The 18,581-nt window shown below is 69.8% G+C and carries 17 protein-coding genes and 3 pseudogenes; 14 read left to right on the plus strand and 6 right to left on the minus strand.

Annotated features, from left to right (window positions below):
• Positions 1-146: 146 nt before the first annotated feature.
• Entirely contained in the window at positions 147-452 is a 306-nt protein-coding gene (locus tag OO52_RS44160; protein ID WP_030659316.1) for a MazG nucleotide pyrophosphohydrolase domain-containing protein, read from the minus strand.
• 150 nt (positions 453-602) lie between these two features.
• On the opposite strand from OO52_RS44160, the pseudogene OO52_RS53745 reads away from it, so the two are divergent.
• The 7 genes and pseudogenes from OO52_RS53745 to OO52_RS49070 form a co-directional block, all read left to right on the plus strand.
• Positions 603-737 (plus strand): annotated as a pseudogene (locus tag OO52_RS53745) (IS630 family transposase); the annotation flags it as partial.
• 31 nt (positions 738-768) lie between these two features.
• The gene (locus tag OO52_RS44165) at positions 769-1,170 is read left to right on the plus strand and encodes a MafI family immunity protein (protein WP_158712655.1); all 402 of its coding nucleotides are present in this window, start codon (positions 769-771) and stop codon (positions 1,168-1,170) included.
• A gap of 186 nt (positions 1,171-1,356) precedes the next feature.
• Complete coding sequence (locus OO52_RS44170) at positions 1,357-2,712, plus strand: FG-GAP and VCBS repeat-containing protein (protein WP_037671428.1); 1,356 nt, start codon at positions 1,357-1,359, stop codon at positions 2,710-2,712.
• 374 nt (positions 2,713-3,086) lie between these two features.
• Positions 3,087-3,774 (plus strand): annotated as a pseudogene (locus tag OO52_RS44175) (NPP1 family protein).
• Between the two features lie 235 nt (positions 3,775-4,009).
• Positions 4,010-5,032: a glycosyltransferase family 2 protein gene (locus OO52_RS44180; protein WP_051819131.1), complete on the plus strand. Its 1,023-nt coding sequence runs from the start codon at positions 4,010-4,012 to the stop codon at positions 5,030-5,032.
• A gap of 168 nt (positions 5,033-5,200) precedes the next feature.
• Entirely contained in the window at positions 5,201-5,755 is a 555-nt protein-coding gene (locus OO52_RS44185; RefSeq protein ID WP_051819130.1) for a hypothetical protein, read from the plus strand.
• 812 nt (positions 5,756-6,567) lie between these two features.
• Positions 6,568-6,891 (plus strand): WhiB family transcriptional regulator, encoded by a 324-nt coding sequence (locus OO52_RS49070; protein ID WP_078877574.1) that lies wholly within the window; start codon positions 6,568-6,570, stop codon positions 6,889-6,891.
• 231 nt (positions 6,892-7,122) lie between these two features.
• On the opposite strand, the gene OO52_RS44195 is transcribed toward OO52_RS49070, so the two are convergent.
• The 3 genes from OO52_RS44195 to OO52_RS44205 all read right to left on the minus strand — a co-directional run bounded on the left by OO52_RS44195 (position 7,123) and on the right by OO52_RS44205 (position 8,733).
• Entirely contained in the window at positions 7,123-7,866 is a 744-nt protein-coding gene (locus OO52_RS44195) for an SOS response-associated peptidase (protein ID WP_030658916.1), read from the minus strand.
• A 193-nt stretch (positions 7,867-8,059) separates the two neighbouring features.
• The gene (locus OO52_RS44200) at positions 8,060-8,458 is read right to left on the minus strand and encodes a hypothetical protein (protein WP_030658914.1); all 399 of its coding nucleotides are present in this window, start codon (positions 8,456-8,458) and stop codon (positions 8,060-8,062) included.
• Positions 8,458-8,733 (minus strand): hypothetical protein, encoded by a 276-nt coding sequence (locus OO52_RS44205; RefSeq protein ID WP_030658911.1) that lies wholly within the window; start codon positions 8,731-8,733, stop codon positions 8,458-8,460. The genes OO52_RS44200 and OO52_RS44205 overlap by 1 nt, the downstream gene beginning before the upstream one ends.
• A gap of 679 nt (positions 8,734-9,412) precedes the next feature.
• Between OO52_RS44205 and OO52_RS44210 the strand changes: the two genes are divergently transcribed.
• The 4 genes from OO52_RS44210 to OO52_RS44225 all read left to right on the plus strand — a co-directional run bounded on the left by OO52_RS44210 (position 9,413) and on the right by OO52_RS44225 (position 13,553).
• Positions 9,413-9,955: a lamin tail domain-containing protein gene (locus tag OO52_RS44210; RefSeq protein ID WP_030658909.1), complete on the plus strand. Its 543-nt coding sequence runs from the start codon at positions 9,413-9,415 to the stop codon at positions 9,953-9,955.
• Between the two features lie 348 nt (positions 9,956-10,303).
• Positions 10,304-11,224 carry a Ku protein gene (locus tag OO52_RS44215; RefSeq protein WP_030658907.1) on the plus strand — a complete coding sequence of 307 codons (921 nt, stop codon included), beginning with the start codon at positions 10,304-10,306 and terminating at the stop codon, positions 11,222-11,224.
• Positions 11,225-11,318: 94 nt separating this feature from the next.
• Positions 11,319-12,521, plus strand: coding sequence for a PP2C family protein-serine/threonine phosphatase (locus OO52_RS44220; protein ID WP_063738856.1), 1,203 nt, complete (start codon positions 11,319-11,321; stop codon positions 12,519-12,521).
• Between the two features lie 117 nt (positions 12,522-12,638).
• Positions 12,639-13,553, plus strand: a complete 915-nt coding sequence (locus tag OO52_RS44225; RefSeq protein ID WP_030658902.1) for a transposase family protein — start codon at positions 12,639-12,641, stop codon at positions 13,551-13,553.
• A 53-nt stretch (positions 13,554-13,606) separates the two neighbouring features.
• Here the strand turns inward: OO52_RS44225 and OO52_RS44230 are convergent.
• A pseudogene (locus tag OO52_RS44230) lies at positions 13,607-15,003 on the minus strand (isopeptide-forming domain-containing fimbrial protein).
• A 544-nt stretch (positions 15,004-15,547) separates the two neighbouring features.
• Here OO52_RS44230 and OO52_RS44235 point away from each other — a divergent pair.
• The 3 genes from OO52_RS44235 (at position 15,548) to OO52_RS51280 (ending at position 17,300) form a co-directional block, all read left to right on the plus strand.
• A complete protein-coding gene (locus OO52_RS44235) occupies positions 15,548-16,306 on the plus strand; it encodes a terpene synthase family protein (protein WP_158712656.1) in 759 nt (252 codons plus the stop codon).
• Positions 16,307-16,593: 287 nt separating this feature from the next.
• Positions 16,594-16,806, plus strand: coding sequence for a hypothetical protein (locus OO52_RS44240; RefSeq protein WP_030658898.1), 213 nt, complete (start codon positions 16,594-16,596; stop codon positions 16,804-16,806).
• A gap of 287 nt (positions 16,807-17,093) precedes the next feature.
• Complete coding sequence (locus OO52_RS51280) at positions 17,094-17,300, plus strand: hypothetical protein (protein ID WP_030940825.1); 207 nt, start codon at positions 17,094-17,096, stop codon at positions 17,298-17,300.
• 260 nt (positions 17,301-17,560) lie between these two features.
• Here the strand turns inward: OO52_RS51280 and OO52_RS44250 are convergent, their stop codons facing one another.
• Positions 17,561-18,520 (minus strand): hypothetical protein, encoded by a 960-nt coding sequence (locus OO52_RS44250; RefSeq protein WP_106972179.1) that lies wholly within the window; start codon positions 18,518-18,520, stop codon positions 17,561-17,563.
• Positions 18,521-18,581: the final 61 nt, after the last annotated feature.

Here is an 18,581-nt window from a genome sequence, read left to right on the forward strand (position 1 = left end):
CCACCGCATCAGCGTCCTGTTCGCCATGCTCCGCGACGGAACCTTCTACGAACCCAGAACCCCACGGATCGCTTGACGAAAGACATAGAGGCACCCCCCTCTGCCGAACCGGCGCGAACGCCGACCGGCACAGGGAACCGCCCGGCCTATTCCTCCCCGGTCCGCAGGAGGGTGCCGTTGGCCCCCGGGGCGTAGGTACGACGCGCATTCTTCTCGATCTTGCGCGTGACTTCCTCGTCCAGGTCCACGCCCTGCATCTGGGCAAGCCCCGCCAGGTAGAGGAACACGTCGGCCAGCTCTTCGCCCCGGTCGGGGAGCTGCTTACGCCAGGCTGTGAAGGCTTCGCCGACCTCCGCCGTCAGGAGCCCGAACTCCATCGGCACATCAGTGGTGTTGAACCCCTTGCTGAGTTTGTTCTCCCACGCGAGCCTCTGGGCCTCGGCGATGTCCACGGTAGTCCCCTGAGCAGTGCGGTCCGCTGTCGTGGAAAACCTAGCGAGAGCAGCGGGATGAAAAGGGGGGAGAAGCACGTGAGTTCAGCCGCGCAGGCCGTCCGTGTACGGGCGGATGCCAGACGGGTAAAGGGCTGACCCGGATCGCGCATGCACGGCTACCTGCGCTGGCGGAACAGGAACGCCCGCCATCCCGACGTGCTGGCCGCCCAACGGCGTGAGCGCGCTCGCATCCGTAGTGAGAAGGGCATCCGCTGGGGAGGCCGACCGGCGAAAGCCGCGTGACCGTACGCACAACACCGGCAACACTGACGCCATGACCGTTGATCGCGAGGCGCTTCAGGCCAGCTGGAACCGGACCCGCAACCACCTCGAGGCCGCCCGGGTCCACCTGACGGGCCTGGCGGACATCGACCTCTCAGCGACGCTTGAGTTCCTGCAGCACAACGAGCTGGGACTGGCCTTCGACTGTCTCGTCGATCTCGGTGACGACCTCGACCTGCCGCTGACCTTCTGGCAGCACCTCGACCGAGCAGCTCGTGAGATGCGGCTTTACAGCGATGCGCTGCACACACCCCACCTCACGGCTGCCGACCTCTGTGCGCGCCGGCCAGTGCTCCGAGAAGGCTGCGCTGAGCGCGCACGGACCACGAAAGTTGAGTCGAACCCCGTTCTCGCGTGCCGCAGCCAACCGGCCCTCCTAAATGAGCACTTGTGAAGGTTCTTCTGCGTCAACGTGCAACCTTTCGGCCCCATTACTGGTCTCCTGTTCGGTGGACCCCACGCGTCACTCGGGAGACTTTCGGTGAACGGCGTGGGGCGCCCCGAGAACCAGCGGCCACGCACTCTGTTCGTCCGCCGATTGAGCCCCCTGTCTGCGCGATCACTAGGAGCCCCGACACTCATGCCCGTCCGCACAACGGCTACGCTCGCCACCTTCGTGGTAGCGGGCCTCATCCCCCTCACTCTGCCCACCGCGGCAGCGAGCGCCGCGCCCGCGCGGCACGGCGACGACTTCAACGGCGACGGGTTCCGCGACTACGCGTACTCGAGCTTCAGCGCAAGAGGGGGCGGCGGTGTCACCGTGGTCTTCGGCACAGCCACCGGGCCCGGCCCCAAGCAGCAGCGCATCACTCAGGCGAGCCCTGGCGTGCCCGGATCCGACGAGGCCGACGACATGTTCGGCGAGGTGCGGGCCGCCGCGGATTTCGACGGCGACGGTTACGGCGACCTCGCGGTGGCAGCGACCGGCGAGAACCATTTTCAGGGCGCCGTGACGATCCTTTGGGGGTCCCCCTCCGGCCTGTCCACGGGTACGGCCCTGCCGAACAAGAACCCGGGTCGCAACAACTACATGGGCAAGGACCTGGCGACCGGCGACTTCAACGGGGACGGCAAGCAGGACCTGGCTGTCATCAACGAGTCCATGACCTACGTCTACCGCGGCCCCTTCAAGCGCACCGGTACCACCGGTACCGTGACCAAGCTCGACAAGACGTCGTCCTTCTACGCCACCGCGCTGATCTCCGGCAAGGTCAACGGCGACAAGAAGACCGACCTCGCGATCATCGGTGACGTGGTCAGCCCCGAATACATCGCGTCCGACGTCTGGTTCATCAAGGGAGGCGCGAGCTCACTCACCCCGGGCAAGAGCCTCCGCCTGGAGTCGGAATCCGGCAACGGCGGCAGCTCCGAACGCGGCGGCGACGGTGTCATCGCCGACTTCGACAAGGACGGCTACGGCGACATCGCCGTCGGCACCCCCCTCTACTCGAAGCACAAAGGCCGAGTCAGCGTCTGGTACGGCTCGTCCGCCGGCCCGTCCCGGAGCACCCGCCTCACCCAGTCGACCAGTGGCGTCACCGGATCTCCCGAGAACCGGGACGAATTCGGCTCATCCATTTCGGCGGGTGACGTCAACGGCGACGGCTACGCGGATCTCGCAGTCGGCGTGCCGGGCGAGGAGATCGATGACCACGAGTACGCGGGCGGTGTGCACATCTTCAAGGGGCGGGCGGGCGGCCTGTCCGGTGCCGGCTCACAGTGGTTCGCCCGCAACACCCGCGGTGTCCCGGGTGCGTTGACGGCCGACGACCAGTTCGGCGGCCTGGTACGGCTGCGCGACACCGACGGTGACGGAACGGCCGACCTGTACGTGAGCGGTGCCGGCGATCTGCGGCTGCCCGGTTCAGCTGGCGGCATCACCACCGCGGGCGCGACGGAATACCACGCGGCACCCATCGACAGCTTCCTGCAGTGATGTGGCGTAGCTGACTCGTGTGCGCATCAGCTTACTTACTTTAAGTCTTGACGAAAGTGGTCCGCGCCTCGAAAGTAATCGACGCCCGAGGTTCAGGAGTCGACCACACCCCCGCGCGTCCCACTCATCGCTCCCGAGGTGAGTCCCGCCCGGGGCGCAACCCCTCGCGAAAAGCCACGCCCGCCATGGCCCGACCCCGCCCCGCAGCCGTTCTCTCCGCCCTCCTGCCCGCCACCCGCAGGACGGCGGCGAGCCCGCCCCCCTCACCCCTCGACCAAGGAGGGAACTCCACCATGCCGACGCCCAGCCGTGCATGCTCGCCCACCAAACGGCTCAAGTCCTGGAGCACGTTCCTCTTCGGCGCCCTCGGCGCGATGACGCTCGTCGTCGCCGTCCCGGCGAGCGCCCACGCCGACGTCCTGCAGTTGCTGCCGCAGAACGCCGACGGTCTGGAGCAGACCTTCTCGCCCGCCTACGACTACGACGGTGACGGGTGCTACGCCACCGCCGCCATCGGAGCCGACGGCACCATCAACCCCGGCCTGCCGCTCGGCGGCGACGTCAACGGGCACTGCCACGACTACGCCCAACTGGCCAACGCCAACACCTACTCACGCGAGAAGTGCAACAACGGCTGGTGCGCGGTGATGTACGCCAGCTACTTCGAGAAGGACCAGGCGACGCTCGGCCCGGCGGCCATCGGGCACAGGCACGACTGGGAGCACGTCGTGGTGTGGATCAACAACAACGAGGTCCAGTACGTCTCGGTGTCCCAGCACTCCGGCTACCAGGTGGCCGACCGCACCACCGTCCGCTTCGACGGCACACACCCGAAGATCGTCTACCACAAGGACGGACTGTCCACCCACGACTTCCGGTTCGCCAACAGCAACGACGAGCCTCCCCCGGCTGGTGGGCTGGAACGGCTACCCGGCCGGTTACCGCGACAAGCTGCTGAGCGCCGACTTCGGGGAGGCGACCATCAAGATCAAGGACGGCGACTTCGAGTACGCGCTGGCGCATTCCATGCCGTCGGTCATCTCCTTCGATCCCAACGGCTGACGGCCCCTGCCCCCTCCGGTAGCCGGTGGTGCCCCACAGTCGTCGGGTGCCGCCGGCCCCGCGATGTCCGTACACGCGGCGCGAGCCGCAGTGGCGAGGTGTGTGCGGCGGAGCGATGACCGGACGCCCGCTATGCGAAGGCGGTGTGAGCATACGCGGGACTTTTCATGGTGCTGTGGACTGGGTGATCACGAGACTTGTCACACCGTCAGCTGTCCAATTATGTTCGGTCACCGTGCTCGCATCCCCGCTGATCAGCGTCATAGTCGCCGCGCACGACCTCCAGGGACAACTTGGGGTCTGCCTGAAATCGATCCTGGACCAGTCCTTCCAGGACGTGGAGGTCGTCGCGGTCCTGGACCAGTCTGCCCACTGCCCCGCGGACTTGGTGGACGACTATGCCCGGCGCGATGGGCGGCTCTCGGTCGTACGGCTGACGGGTGTCGCCGGCATCGGCCGGATACGCAACGCGGGGGCCGAGCGCGCCGCCGGTGACTACCTGCTCTTTCTGGACAGCGATCACATCGTCCGGGGCGAAACGCTGCAGGCGATGGCCGACCGGCTGCGAGCGGCGGGCGAGCCGGATGTTCTTCTCTTCGGGCACACCCGCCTCCACCGCGGCCGCTCGTGGCCCGGTGTCGCGGCCGGCCTGCTGGCCCAGCAGGGAAGTGAACCCTTCGCCCCGCTCGACCGGCCCGAGTTCTTCGGTGCTCCCGCCTACTCCTGGGACCGTCTCGTCCGCCGCGAGCTGTGGACCGGGCAGCAACTCGCCTTCCCCGACGGTCTCCACGAGGAGGTCACAGTCGTCCACCGGGCCATGCTCGCCGCCGACCGGATCGCCGTCCTGAAATGGAACTGCGTGCAGATCCGCCGCCGGCACACCCAGCACCCCGCAGGCTCACCCGACGGCACCCACTTCGACGTCTTCGGCCGGTACGAAGAGAGCTTCGGCCTGCTCGGCGAGCGCGGCGCCCTGGACGTGGTGGCTCCCGCTCTCTTCACCCGCATGATTCGCCACTATCTCTTCCTGCTCAACCTCGAGGGATGTCTCTCCCGCTCCGAGCGCCCGCGGTTCTTCGAACGCGCCAGCGAGCACTACCGGGGCTACCTCCCCGACGGCTACGACCACCCCGAAGGCCGAGAGGGTGTCAAGTTCCAACTCATGGCGAGCGGCAGATACAGTGCCCTGGAGGCCGCCAGTCTCCCGCAGCGGGCACGGGGTCTGGTCTCCCGGGGCGCCGCCCTCCGCGGACGGTGACCAGGCCGGCGGAAGCGGCGGGCTGCGGACCTGCCGGGCCGTGACGTGACCGCCGCTCGGTTCCGGCACCGGCGCGTGGGGTACGTCACCCACTGACAACAGCCCTCGGGTGCGACCGGCGCCCGTCCGGCATACACCGGGACTGTGCTGTCTCCTCCCCTCCGGCCGATGCTCGCCGAGGCCCGCCCCGGGCTCCCGCCCGAGCGGGCGCTGCCGGGCGGGCTGGCCTTCGAGCAGAAGCCCGACGGCTACCGCGCGGTGCTCTTCGCGGGGCCCGGTCGCGCGTACCTGCAGTCCAGGAACGGCGCCGACCTCAGCAGTGCTTTCTGCGAGATCACGGCGGCTGGCCGGGCCCTGCACGCACCCTTGGTCCTCGATGGCGAGCTGGTCGTCGCCACGGAGGGCCGTCTCGACTTCGGCGAGCTTCAGGCCCGGGCCCGCCGTCGCGGCGCCGCTGCCCGGCAGGCCGCCCGGGCCGCGCCGGCGAACCTGATCGTGTTCGGCGTCCTTGACACGGCCGACGGCCCGCTCCTTAACGAGCCCTACGCACGACCGATGCGCCCAACGAAAGGTCGGTACGGTCGGGTGTGCGCGAACAGTCAACAGTCATGGATGTTGGGGCTCACGCCGACCGACAGTGAGGCCGCATGTAGGCGCGGATACTGTGCCTCGTTGTTCGTCCGCCCGCACCGCGCATCCGATGGCGCTCTCGTACGGGAATGAAGTGGTGAGGGTCCGGGACGATGCGCCTGGGCGAGCGCTCGTGACCTAAGGGAAGAAGGGAATGTGCGCTCCTGAGCCCCTGCACCAGGGTCTGGGGGGCTCAGCCCTCCCCTCACGGTCCGGTACACCCATGGGCCCACCGACGTCCGCGGCTCGGCACGGGCCCGTGGAGGCCGGGGACGCCGTGCCGGACTCCCCCTGGGACTTCGTCCCGCTGTCGGCGGGCGGAGACCTGGTCGTAGGCGACGGCGGAGGCGCGGGGGATGCCGTCGGGGTCAGTCCAGGTATCGCTGGTGGTACTGAAAACAGCCCTCGGGTGTGACCGGCGCCATCCCGGCATACACCTTAAGACCGTGCTGTCTCCTCCCGTCCAGCCGTGCTCGCCGAGGCCCGCTTTGAGCTCCCGCTCGAGCGGGAGCTGCCGGGCGGGCTGGGCGGCGCGGCCGGGGATCAGGGCGCGCTCAGCCGGTTGCGCGTCGGCCGGGGCCGTCGCGCCGCGCCGCCGTCAGCCCGGCGCCCCGCCGTTCTGCGGTCGCGCGGCGCCGTGCTTGGAGGCCGCCTTCCGCCGTCCGGCCGTGGTGGTTCTGTCCGCGCCCCCGGGCTGTCCGCGCCCGGCCTCCGGCCGCCCGTCGGCGGTAGAGGACGGGCGTCGGGCTCGTCCTCAGCCCGGTCATAGGTGGCGCGCCGACGGGCTACCACGGATGCGGTGATTCGGCATAAAATGCCACGAACCTCTGCCGGGACTGCGGCGCTGCGGAGTGCCGTGCCGCAGCCGTTCCGCCTGGCCGCACGCGGCCATGAAGAGGTGCGTCATGACCTGTTCGTCCAGGGGACACCCGGCGGCTTCCGACTGGCGCGATCAAGCCTCATGCGTCGGAGAAGATCCCGACATCTTCTTTCCTCTCTCCGACCTGGCGGCTCCCGGGACAGAGGCCGCCCTGGCCCGAGCGATATGCCGCCGTTGTCCGGTCATCATCGCGTGCCGTACCTGGGCGCTCGATCATGGAGAGGACGACGGCATCTGGGGGGCCACAACGGCAGCCCAGCGCCGCGCCATCCGACGCGCGATGACGGAGCCCATCCCTGTGGTCAGGCGGCGCGGTGACGGACTCGGGGAGGAGTCGCTTCCCGAGTAGCACGGCAACGGTGAAGCGGAGACGTGCGCGCGCGTGTGCTGCTCGGCGGGAGCCTCGGAGGCGGTGCGGGGGACGCGTCGTACGACTGCGTCGAGGCGGCTGTGGTCCTCCGGTAGCCGGTCAGCGCAGGCCGGTGACGTGCTGCTGGGACCGGTGCAGCCAGTCGGCGTGCCCGTCCTCGCCCGTGTGCGCCATGACTTGCGAGTCATCGCGGCACGACCCTGGCTGCGGCTACGGGCTGACCGGTTCGAGGAGCTGGGGGCCGTTGTTGCGGACGTTGTTGACGGCCGTGGAGACCGGGCGAGCCTCCAGGTGCCCGCCGGCGGGCTGGCCGAGCAGGGCCCTCAGTTCGTCGGGGTCCTGGTGGGCGGGGTCGAGCCAGGTCTGGTAGTGGTCCTCGGTGAGGGCGAGGGGCATGCGCGGGTGTACGCGGCCGGCTGCGTCGGTGGCCTCGGTGGTGATGATGGTGCAGGTCGTCAGCCAGGCGGCCGGGTCGTCGTCCTGGGGGATGGCCGGGTCGCGCCAGTACGCGTACAGCCCGGCCAGCGCCATCACCTGGCCGTCCTCGGGGTGGATGAAGAACGGCTGCTTGCGCGCCTTGCCGGTGACCGGGTCCTTACCCGGCTGCCACTCGTAGAAGCCGTCCGCCGGAAGCAGGCAGCGGCGTGTGCGGAACGCGCGGCGGAACGCCGGCTTCTCGTGCACGGTCTCCACCCGCGCGTTGATCATCCGCGCGCCGATCTTCGGGTCCTTCGCCCAGGACGGCACCAGACCCCAGCGCAGCGCCCGCAGCTCCCTCACCGGTGCCGCGGCACCGCCCTCGTCGCGCGGGGCGCGTTCCAGGACGGTCCACACCTCGTCGGTCGGCGCGACGTTCCAGCTGGGTTCCAGCACCTCCATGGTGGGCCACTGGGCGGCGTGGAACAGCTGCGCGAGGTCCTGCGGGCTGCAGGTGGCAACATATCGACCGCACATGCGACCACTCTCTCACCGCCACGCCGGCCGCTCGACGAGGCGCCGGGCGGTCGAGTCCCGTTGGGAGCCCAACGGGCGTGCGTCAGCCTGCTGGTGTCATCGATTCCAGGTATAGGACCGCGCGGTTGGGGGGTGGCCCCTTCTTGCCGCGCGCCCTGGTACGGGGCCGCCCCGCCGGGCGCGCGCCGGCCGGTTACTCGCCGGGGTGGACGGCCTGGACGCCGGTGCCCGCATACGCCTTCGGTGTCAGGGTGAGCAGGTACCGGCCGCTCGGGTGGGCGGCCGACGGGCGGGCGGCGTGTATGGCGTGGACGGTGGCCCAGGAGTGCCCGAAACGCAGCAGTTCGGTGGCGGTGACCGCGGCGTCGGTGTCGAACGCCTCGATCCGGATGAACCGCAGCCCCTTGATGTAGCTGAGCAGGCCCGGCCGCTCGGAGTCGCCGGCCGTGAGCGACAGGACGGGCGCGTACAGGTCGCCGAGTCCGCCGGAGGCCTGGACGTAGAACGCGGCGACCGCCTCGTTGAACGGGTCCTTTGGGTCGTACAGCGCCCCGGCGGTCGTGTGGTCCAAAACGACCGCGATCGCCGCCACTACGCGGCCGCCTGCGGGTTGTGCGCAGTGGCACCCAGGCGCTCCAGCAGGGTGCGGGCCTTCGCCTCGGCCTCCGCGCTCGGCGCGCTGCCGAGCGCGGAGGCGAGCTCGGCGCGGGCCAGCTCGGCACGCTCGGCGTACTCGGCCTTCGTCGGAGTGCCCTGCGCGAGGTCCTCCACCAGGGCCCGGATGGTGGTGCCGTGCTCGGCCGCCAGCTGGGCCAGCCGGTCCCGCGCCGCCGCGCTGACCTTGATGCTCGTCTCGTCTGCTGCCATAACCCGACTCTACCGCTGCTCCTCTACCGCCGGTAGAGGAGCAGGGTCGGCATGGCAACGTGTGCGATGGCTTGCCACGGCCGCGACAGCGTCCGGCGGCCTTTCGATGCCGGGAGCAGGCAGGCCGCTGCTGCTGTACGACCTCGCGGGCGCCCTCGGGCGGGTGCGGGCAGCGCCCGAAGGGTGTGGCGCGCGGGTGGGCGACGTAGCCGCGGACCTTCCTGCCGTCGCAGTGCCGGGTCACCGTGCCGGGGGCGACAGACAGCCCGCAAGCGGGCCGCAGCCGCCTGTTCAGGACGAGCCGCCGCCGCGTCCAGCGACCGGTCCGGCGGCCCAATTGGCGGGCCGGGCTGTTACTCACTTTCGGGTGAGTGCGCTCGTCGCGGTGGGGTGGCCCAGTCCGGCGATGCGTCGCTTGAAGCCCGGTGGTTCCAAGGGCCCGGCATTCGATGCCGCACCGGTCTGCCCGATTCAGCCGATCAGTGGTCATTGCAGGTGAGTGTCACAGAAATCCGCTCAATCCGTAACAGGCTTCGTCAATCGCTCACGGTTCGAGGTACTGGCCGGAAGGTGTGGGTGCGGGGCCGACCGGCTGCGCACCAGCACAACGCACTCAGCTGGGTTGCGGTTTCAACGCTGCGGCCTGGGCTGGGTGTGCGCACCTTGAAGGGGGACCTTCGTGTCCGTTTCTTCTTCCGTCCGTCGTCTGACCGCCCTCGCTGGTGTGGCCGCTGCGGTGGTGGGGGCGGTGGCGCTGCCGGCGTCGGCCGCCGACCACCACCACCGCCAGTACCGCCCGGTGGTGTACATCAGCGACGTGCAGTACGACTCCCCGGGCCGCGACGACCGTTCCAACCGCTCGCTGAAGGCCGAGTGGGTGGAGATCACCAACGACTCGCGGCGGGCGGTGAACCTGGACGGCTGGACCTTCTCCGACGAGGACGGCCACACCTACACCTTCGACCACTACCGGCTGAACGGACGCGCCACCGTCCGCGTCCACACCGGCATCGGCCGCGACAGCCGGAGGGACATGTACCAGGACCGGCGGGCGTACGTGTGGGACAACCGTTCCGACACCGCGACCCTGCGCAACGACCGCGACCGGTTTGTCGACGAGGTGGCCTGGGGCTACGACCGCGACCACCGCGGCGACGACCGGCACCACCGCGGCGACGACTGGCGCCGCGGCGGTGACCACCGCGACGGGCACCGCCACTGACCTCACGCGGCGGTAGATGACGCCGGCCCTTGAGCCGGACGACGTCTACGGTGGGTCGCCTCGTGCGGGGGCGGCCCACCTTCCGCACGCGCGTGGCGGGGGCAGCCGGGTGAGGTAGCCGTCCCATCCCATTCGGATGCTCGCCGACGTTCCGGGCCGGTGTCCGGTGAGGGTGGTGCGACCGGACTCGGGGGCCGGGCCGCGACACCCTCACCCTGGGGGGCATTCACAACGCATACAGCGGGCCTTTTGCGTACGCCACTTGGGCGGGCGCTGGTGTGCTGGCACGGTGCGGGCGCAGGTGACGTCCAGGCTGGGGGTGCTCGGGGCGAGTAGGAAAGGTGTGTCATGCCCCGAGCGATCTGGTCCGGCGCGATCTCCTTCGGCCTGGTCACGGTGCCGATCCAGGTGGTCAGCGCGACCGAGGACCACTCCATCCGTTTCCACCAGTACCACGTGACTGATCAGGGGCGGGTCCGCTACCGCAAGGTGTGCGAGCTGGAGGACCGCGAGGTCTCCCAGGACGAGATCGGCAAGGGATACGAGCTGACCAAGACGCAGGTCATCCCGATCACCGACGAGGACCTCAGCAACCTGCCCCTGCCGACCGCGAAGGCGATCGAGATCGACGCGTTCGTGCCGCTGGAGTCGGTCGACCCGATCCGGATCGCCGACGGCTACTACCTCCAGCCCGCCGGCCAGGTCGCGGCCAAGCCCTACAAGCTCCTGGTCAAGGCCCTGTCGCGGTCGTCGAAGGTGGCCGTCGCCAAGTACGCCTGGTCTGGCCGGGAGAGACTCGGCCTGCTGCGGGTCCGCGACGACGTCCTGGTCCTGCACGCCATGCGCTGGCCCGACGAGATCCGCGACCCCACCGAGCTGCTCCCGCCACCGACCGAGGTGTCCGAGGCGGAGATCGAGGGCGCACTCGCTCTCATGGACACCATGACCACCGACTCGCTTGAAGGTCCGGACTTCACCGACCGGTATACCGAGGCGATCGCGCAGATCATCGAGGCCAAACGGGAGGCCAAGCCGCTTCCCGAGGCGCCGGAGCCGGAGCAGCCGGCGCAGGTGCTCGACCTGATGGCCGCGCTGCAGGAGTCAGTGCAGAAGGCCAAGGCCTCACGCGCTGAGGGCATAGGTCCTGCGGAAGTGCACGAGCTGCCGAAACCGAAGGAGACAGCCGCGAAGAAGCAGCCGGCCAAGAAGGCCGCGGCGAAGAAAACAAGCGCGAAGAAGACCGTAGGCCGTCGCCCGCGTAGCGCGTGACCGGCCGCCCCGCACACCTGCGGATGTGATCGTGCGGCGTTGGTTGCGAATGTGCGCGACCAGGGAAAACACCCGGGGGTGTATACCGATATGTATGGGTGCGGGGCGTGTGCCGGTGGACCGCCTCCCGGAGCAGCAGCTGGGCCGCAGGCTGGTGGCAATCCCCCTTGCGCTGATCGTCGTGATCACCGTGGTGGACATCCAATCCCCGCCAGACGTTCATCTGGGTCCCCTGCTGGTGGTCGCGCCAGCGCTCACCGCGTCTCTGGCCGGCCCGCGACTGACCGCCCTCGTCGGGGCGCTGGCGGTGGCCGCCCAGGTGCTCATCGGCATGCTCCACGACAGACTGACCACGCCCAACCATCTCTCGCAGACCATCGCCCTGACCGTGCTGTCCGCGCTGGTCGTCTTCGTCTGCCACGTGCGCGAGCGGCGCAGCCGGGAACTGAACCGGGCACGTTCCGTGGCCGAGACGGCGCAGCTTGTACTGCTGCGGCCCCCACCCCGCCGGATCGGGCCGCTGCGAGTGGCCTGGCGGTACCTGGCAGCCGAGGACGAGACACGCATCGGCGGCGACCTCTTCGCGCTCGCCCGCTCCGACGGCGGCATCCGGGTGATCATCGGCGACGTCCGGGGCAAGGGACTGGCCGCCATCGGCGAAGCATCAATGGTGCTGGGCGCTTTCCGCGAGGGCGCACACCGCTACACCACCCTGCCCGAACTCGCGGCGGCCCTGGAAGTGAGCGTCTGCAAGAGCCTGGAGGACGTGGCGGGCACCGAGCATCCGGGCGAGCACTTCATCACCGCTCTGCTGCTCGACATCCCCGACCACGGTTCACACGCGGAGATGGTCAACTTCGGCCACCCCCCGCCCCTGATGCTGCACGATCACCAGGTCACCGCCCTGCACGCGCGACGTCCCGTACCCCCCTTGGGCGTGTGCGAACTGCCTGCCCCCGGCCACCACCCCGACCCCTTCACATTCGAGGACGGCGACATGCTGCTGCTCTACACCGACGGCGTCATCGAAGCCCGCTCACCCGACGGAGCCTTCTACCCCCTCACCGAGCGCGCCGTCTCCGTCCCCGCCTCCGGGCCTGAAGCCCTAATCCGCGGCATCCACCACGATCTGCTGGATCACATCGGCCACGAACCCGAAGACGACGCCGTCCTCCTGGTCATCGAACGCTACGCCGCCCACCACCTCCACCGCCCGCACATCAGGACCCGCCGTCCCCTCAACGGCCGGCGTCGGCTCGACGCCGGCTCACGGCCGGTTACGGGGGGTGCGTCCTGAAGTGTTGGAGGCCCTGATCAGCGGACCCAACCGTTCTGCGCCATCACTAACGAGTTGGTGCGTGATAGCGGGTGAGGCGTCGTGCCTGGCCGGTGGCATGATCCGTCTATGGCGATCATGGTCAATCGGGCGCTGCTGGCGCACCGGCTGTTCACGGGGATCTCTCGGAGTCATCTCGCCCTCTTGGTGGAGGAGTTGGCGGTGCCGTGGCACGCCGAGGTTGAGGGTCGTCGCCATGCTTCACGAGGCGGGGCCAGGAAGCGGGCCGCAGGAGCCGGTGCTCGCCACCAGCTGGTCTTCGTCGACCGGCTGGTGGCCACGCTGATCCATCTGCGGCACGACCTGCCGCACTCGGTACTGGGCCTGCTGTTCGGCGTCGGCCGCTCCACCGTCACGAGCGCGATCGCAGAGATCCGTACGCTACTGGCCGAGCGGGGGTGTGCGGTCCCCGACCGCCCCGGCCTGCGATTACGGACTCTGGCCGACGTGTTCGCCTACGCCCAGGCCGAAGGTGTGGAGCTGAGGCTGGACGCCACCGAGATCCAGGTCCGCCGGCCACCGGCCGGCCGCGGCGGACGGCGCGCATTCGTTTCCGGGAAGAAGAAACAGAACACCATGAAGGCCACCGTCATCGCTGACTGGCGGGGCCGCACCATATGGACCGACACCCTGCGACCTGGACGTATGCACGATGCCACGGCCGCCCGCAACGAGGGCATCGCCGTCTGCTTCCAGCACTTCCCCGACGTCGAGGTCCTCTTGGACGACGGCTACCTCGGCTTGAGCCGCGACCACCGCGGGCAAGCGATCACACCACCACGAAAACCGCGCCCGGGAGCACTGCCCAGCAGAGTCCAGCAGTGGGAACGCGACCGCCACGAACACTCCTCCGACCGCATCACCGTCGAACACGCCCTCGCCGACCACAAACGCTGGAAGCAACTGACGCGCTGGACCCACCGCCGCGACCGCCTGCCCGACACCTACCGCGCCATCGCCAGCCTCGTCTCCGACCGCAACATCAACATCTGAAAACAGGCCACGACCAGGCTAAGACGCCTCACCCGCTATCACGCACCAACTCGTTAGCTGGCGCAGGGGTCGCAGCAGGAGGGGGCCGGTTCGACGCAGACGCTGACGGCGTCCGTGTTGTTGGTGGTGTCGGGGTCCTTTTCGTTGCTGGTGGCGGTGGCGGTGTTGCTGATCAGACCGGCCTTGGTGGCTTTGGCTCGAAGTACGAGGGTGGTGGTGGCGCCGTCGGCCAGGTCGCCCACGGCCCACTGCCCGGTGGCCGGGTCGTAGCTTGCGGGTGTGCCCTCGGCGGACAGGAAGGTGAGGCCCTCGGGAAGCTGGTCGGTGACGGTGACGCCGGTGGCGTCGTTCGGGCCGGTGTTGTGGACGGTGATGCGGTAGGTCACGGTCTGGCCGACGGTGACGGTGGTGGCGTCGGCTGCCTTCGTCACGGTCAGGTCTGCGGCCGGCTTGACCTGTGTGACCTGTTCGTTGGAGGTGGAGGTCAGGGGCTCCGGCGTGTCACCGAGCCGGTTGTCGTAGGAGGCGGTTGCGGTGTTGCTGATCTGTTTGCCGCCACTGGCCCGGTCGATGACGGCCCGGTACTCCACCGTGGTCCCTGCCGGCAGGGTCTCGGTGCTGGGCAGGCTGCCTCCCGCCGCGGCGGAGGCGCCGTCGCCGAGATGGAAGACGACCTTGTTCGCTGCGGCGTCGTAGTACGCCTGGTCGTCGCCTTGCGCGTCGCTCTTTGCTCCGGCGTTCGGGCCGTCGACGATGCGCAGGGAACCGGGCAGGTACGTCGTGCCCGGCGGGATGACATCGCTCAGGATGAGGTTCTCGGCCCACCGCCGCCTTCGTTCTTGGCGGTGATGCGGTAGGTGACGACGTCGCCCACCTCCAGCGGCCCTGCGGGAATGGCGGTCTTGGCGAGTTCCACGTAGGGGGCGGTGCCGAAGAAGATGCCGTCCAGGAAGTTGCCGACGCTGCGGTTGCCGCCGGCGGCGGAGACGGACCGGAACGCGAAGCGCGTCAGTGTCTGGCCTGCCGGGACGGTGTAGGTGCCGGTGTAGTAGCCCCAGGCGGTGGTGCCGTCGTTGAATTGCCTCTGCTCCACCGTGGACCCGGGCGCGCCGATGTCCAGTGCCATGGTGTCGTCCCCCTGGCGGCCGCGGTGGTACAGCCGCCAGTACAGCTTCGTACCGGGCGTGGTCGGCAGGTCTTGATAGAGCGTGGAGACCTCGTTCGCGTTGAGCTCGGCGAACTGGGCGCCGTCGGCTGCTGGTACACCGTGGGTGCCCGACTGCCACAGTTCGATCTTGTGGTCGGAGGCGGTGGTCAGCCAGCCCGGGACCCACTTGGATGCCTGCGTCTGTGAGGCGTCCGGCAGGAGCTCCACACCGGTCACGGCGGGCTGTTCGAAGCTGCCGTTGGTCAGGGCGACGCGGAGCGGAGCAGCGGGCGGTGTGGTCATGGTTCTTCCCCTCGAGTCGACGCGTCTGGAATGCGCCGCTGGCCGGCCGCAACTGCGTGCCGTGGCGGAGCCGAAACATCCCGTAGCGCATCGCATTCGAGCGAACACGTAAAGTGACGAGTGGCGGGGTTTGGCCAATCCCGCGAGACACGTTTGCGGAATCCACCCCCCGGAGCTGCTCCCTCCACGCCGTCATGCATGAGGTCAAGGCAATCGCAGCCACCACACATGCCTCCCAACTCTCTCCAGCCCTCCCCGTCATGACCGAAGGCCACCGTTGAACCTTTGCGGTTATCCCTGGCGAGAGTGAATCGGCCACCGGCGAAGTTGACGCTCCCGGCGCACTGGCGCGGCCGAGTGGGAAGACCACCGCCAAGGGCAGGGTGGCCGTTCGCCATCGGGCGACCGGAGAGATACGCATGCCCAACATCTCCTCCGAGCGTCCTGCGGTCTCGTAGAGCATCCTCCACGGCGTCCTCTCTCGCAGGTGTCCGATACAGCTCTGCGTCGGGCCCACTGCCGTCTCCCGACCTGCGATTGCCTGGTGGACGACAAGATCGATCGGCAAAGCATGGGGCTGGTCCCGGATGAGGTGGAGAAGTTCACTGCTCCGTTGCGCGCGGTCCTGGCCGTCGGCGGTGGTCTGGTGCCTGCGGCGACGTCTGTGCATGCCGTCGTGCTGAGGGGGCTGTGGGAGCGCACGGCCGAGGGGATGTCCGCCCGGTGGCGGGAGCGGTTCACCGAGGATTACACCGACTTCCTGGACGCGACCGAGGAGGAAGTGGCCCTGCGCCGTAACGGTGTCCGGCTGCCTTTCGAGCCCTACGTGCGGTTGCGCCGCCGCACGATCACCCTGCTTCCGCTGCTCGACGTGCTGGAACGCACCGGCAATGCCCCCCTGGGGGAGTGTGGGCAGGTCAGTGCCCGACTGGGCGAGCTGCGGCAGTCGTTGGCCGATGTGGCCGGATGGGCCAATGATCTGGCCTCGGTGGCCGATGACGCGGCTGCCGGTCAGGACAACCTGGTGACCGTCCTCGCCCGGCAGGACCGCTGCTGCCCGGCCGCGGCCCGTGCACGGGCCGCGACCTTGATCGCCGAACGCCGCCGCGACTTCAGCACCGCCGCCACCGCCCTGCGCGCAGGCCACGGTGTGCCCCTCGAACGGCAGGCAGACGTGCGCCGGTACGTGGACCTGACGCAGACGTTCATGACCGCCACGCTGCGGTGGCTGGCCCGCACCGGGCGCTTCACCCCCGAACCCGGGCCGCCGGCACCCCCTCACCCGTCAGGACCGCTGCTCTGACCCGGCAGAGCCATTCGACAGGGCGCAACAGGTACAGGCCGAATACGACGATGTGGAGGAACCGAGCCCGATGAGAATCGCTGCCCCGGCCGCATACATGCCCCGTTGGCCGCAGTGCGCGCTGCCTGCCGAACTGGTCCCCGCCACCGCCCGCCTGCGCTCTCATCTCCTCAACATGATCCAGCCGGACGGAACCCTGCACAGCCCCTGCCACAGCCGCGTCCTGGAATCCGCACTGCTCATGACCCTCCTGGACCGCACCCGCCTGGAACCCGCCGCCCGCAGCCGTGGCCGCCTACCTGTCCCAGCACTGCGACTCTCCCGAACCGCTGGACCGGCTTCTGGCCCGGGCCGCCCTGAGCCACAAACCCGACCCGGACGGTCTGCTGGACGTGGAACGGTTCCTCGTCCGGGCCCGGACTTCCCCGGCCCCCGCAAGCGCGCCCTGCTACACGCCCTACCTGGCCGTGCAGCGCTCGGCCGAGTGCGGCCGGCCCTAACGGGCCCCGCCCCGTCTGCCTCGGTGGGAGGCAGTGAGGCAGGGCTGTAGCGGTGTCGGCAAGATCCGCCAGGTCAGCGTGGCAGGTTCAGAACTCGCCGAACAGCGGCACCTGCTCAACCTCCAGTCCGTGCGGATGCGGTGCGGGCGGGCCGGGTGGCGGAACCGTCCAGCCGCGTCCCGGGCGACGTCGACCGCCACCTTCAGCACCACCGCGGGCTCCACCAGGACCACCTCCAGCGTGCGCTGTGTTCCCCAGCCCGCAGAGAACGTCCACCCCTGCCACGGATGCACACCCTGCGGCGGGACCAGGACGTCGCCCAGGGCGCGGCCTACGCGCTGGGACAGCGTGGTGCTGCGCTCGTCGTGCTGCAGCCGTCCCGCGGGGTCGTAGCGCGGCCGAGCAGCACCGTCCGGGAGCCGTTCACGGCACCGATGACGGCCTCGGTGGCGGTGCGCACCTTGTACTTCCGCCACGCCCCGGCGCCCCCGTAGGGCTGGCGAAGGACCTGCCGCCGGGCATGGAGCTGCCGACGGACAAGGACCTGAAGGACGCGCCCAACGCCAAGGTGACGGCGGACTTCACCCTCAAGAACGGCGAGCTGTCCCAGGTGGACGTGGACCTCCGGCGGGCTCGCGTGACCACCGTATCCGACGGCAAGCACGGTCTCAGTCCGCGCACTGCGACCGTGCTTGCTGCCGTCTGCGACCGGACTCAGCGGCCAGGAACGTCCCGCCGGCCGCTTCAGCCACCGTCAGTGACGACCGTGCAGCCGCGCGCCGACGATGTTCGGGTCGACGGCGGTGAAGTAGGCGGCGTCCGTGACGTACACCCGGTCGCGGCGCACGGCGACGGCCGTGGGGTTCTGCAGCCCGTCGGCGGCGGTGAGGACGGTGCGGTGGGAGCCGTCCCCGCGGACCAGCTCGACCTCGTTGCCGGGGTTGGTGGAGACGAGGGCGTCGTCGCCGTGTCCGGTGAAGTCGAAGTCGTCGACCGGGCCCAGTCCGTCCGCCACGCGGTGGACCTGGCCGGCCGTGCCGTCGTGGCGGACCGGTATGCGCAGCAGCGTGCCCCGGTCGAAGTTGCCGACCCATACGGCGCCGTGGCGCACCTTCAGCCCGTTGGCACCGAACTTGCCCGGCGTGGCGGACAGTTCCGGAGCCTGTGACCAGACCGTGGCGGTGCCGCCGCCCAGGGGGACGCGCCACACCGCGCCGAGGGCGGAGTCGCTGACGTACAACCGGCCGCGGTACAGGGCGAGGCTGTTGGGCACGGCGGCGGCCGGCAGGGCGGCCACCCGGCGCGGGGCGCCGTGCTGGGGCAGCTGCCACACGCCTGTCAGGGCGTCGGTGCCGGCGGCATAGGTGACGTACCGCGTGCCGTCCGGCGACACGACGATGCCGCCCACGAAGGCCCGGCCGATGAGCGGAACATCGGTTCCCTCGGGCGGGGCGGGCAGGGTGGCCAGCGTGGTCAGGTGTCCGTCGGGGGTCAGCCGCTCGATGCCGCGGGCGAAGGACATCGTCAGGTCGAGGGAGCCGTCGCGTTCGACGGTCAGGTTCTCGGGCTGCTCACCGGCCGCCAGGTCCAGGTGCCTGATCGTGTGGACGTCGGTCAGCGCCGGGTCCGCGGCCAGCGCCTGGCCGCCCGGAGCCGCCAGCGAGACGGCCAGCGCGGTGACCGTGAGCAGCGAAGCGGTGGTGCTGCGTTTCACGATTGCCTTTCGTCGGAATCGGGGTGGTCGTTGGGAGGGACCCGGGGGCCGTGGTGGTGGC

It is taken from the genome of Streptomyces flaveolus (assembly GCF_000716535.1).
Classification (GTDB): domain Bacteria; phylum Actinomycetota; class Actinomycetes; order Streptomycetales; family Streptomycetaceae; genus Streptomyces; species Streptomyces flaveolus_A.